General features: G+C 66.2%; 1 protein-coding gene. It reads left to right on the top strand.

What is annotated here, in order from left to right; translation table 11 throughout:
- Positions 1 to 40 precede the first annotated feature (40 nt).
- A complete protein-coding gene (locus GT042_RS14050) occupies positions 41 to 1,117 on the top strand; it encodes a 2-aminoethylphosphonate ABC transporter substrate-binding protein (protein WP_202532752.1) in 1,077 nt (358 codons plus the stop codon).
- The last annotated feature ends 124 nt before the right edge of the window (positions 1,118 to 1,241 follow it).

A 1,241-nucleotide genomic window follows, 5' to 3' on the forward strand; every position in this document is an offset into this window, starting at 1 on the left:
TCCCCCGCCGCACAGCCTCTTCAAGGAGATACAGATCGCCATGACACTTCGCATTCCCAGGATCCTCAAGCCGGTCGCCGCCGTCACCGGCGCCCTCGCGCTCACCGCCTCCCTCGCGGCGTGCGGCGGTTCGTCCGCCGCCTCCGACGAGAAGATCGTCACCGTCTACAGCGCCGACGGCCTCAAGGGCGAGAACGGGGACGGCTGGTACGACCAGGTCTTCAAGGACTTCGAGGCGAAGACCGGCATCGAGGTGAAGTACGTCGAGGGCGGCTCCGGCGAGATGGTCCAGCGCGCCGTCCGTGAGAGGTCGAACACCCAGGCCGACGTGATCGTCACCCTCCCGCCCTTCATCCAGCAGGCCGACGCACAGGGGCTGCTCCAGAAGTACGTACCCCGGGGCGCGGACCAGGTCGCCCCCGCGGACCGGGCGCGGGACGGGAAGTGGACGTCCGTCGTCAACAACTACTTCGGGTTCGTCCGCAACACCAAGGAGCTCAACGGCGCCCAGGCGCCCACGACATGGGAGGACCTGCTCGACTCCTCGTACAAGGACAAGGTCCAGTACTCCACGCCCGGTGTCGCGGGCGACGGCACCGCCGTCGTGATCAAGGCGATGCACGACTTCGGGGGCAAGGACGAGGCGATGGCGTATCTGAAGAAGCTCCAGGCGAACAACGTGGGCCCGTCGTCCTCGACCTCGAAGCTGGCGCCGAAGGTCGACAAGGGCGAGATCCTGGTCGCGAACGGCGACGTACAGATGAACTTCGCGCAGGCGAGGTCCATGCCCAACCTGGGCATCTGGTTCCCGGCGAAGGAGGGCGGCACGCCCACCACCTTCGCGCTGCCCTACGCGGCCGGTCTGGTGGCGAAGAGCCCGCACACCGGGAACGGCAGGAAGCTCCTCGACTTCATGCTCACGGACGCCGCGCAGAAGCAGGTCAGCGAGATCGGCGGCGGCTTCCCGGCCCGTTCGGACATCAAGCCCACGGACGCCAACGCGAAGGCTCTCGCGGAGATCCTCAAGGGCGTCGAGGTGTTCGAGCCGGACTGGAACGACATCAGCACCCATCTCGACGACTACGTCGATGCCTGGAAGTCGGCAACAGGAAGCTGATCAAGCCATCACACGAACATAACAGGTCTCGTCCAAGAACGGTTCACTCTCCCCTTCCCCCCTTTGGAGATGACATGTCCAGCGGAATTCCCAGGCGCTCCGTCCTCGCCGGCACCGCCGCTCT

The organism is Streptomyces sp. SID3212 (assembly GCF_009865405.1).
Taxonomy (GTDB): domain Bacteria; phylum Actinomycetota; class Actinomycetes; order Streptomycetales; family Streptomycetaceae; genus Streptomyces.

What these genes read in the sequence shown, in the direction of transcription:
- GT042_RS14050 (WP_202532752.1), top strand. Translation starts at nt 41, where the DNA reads ATGACACTTCGCATTCCCAGGATCCTCAAGCCGGTCGCCGCCGTCACC.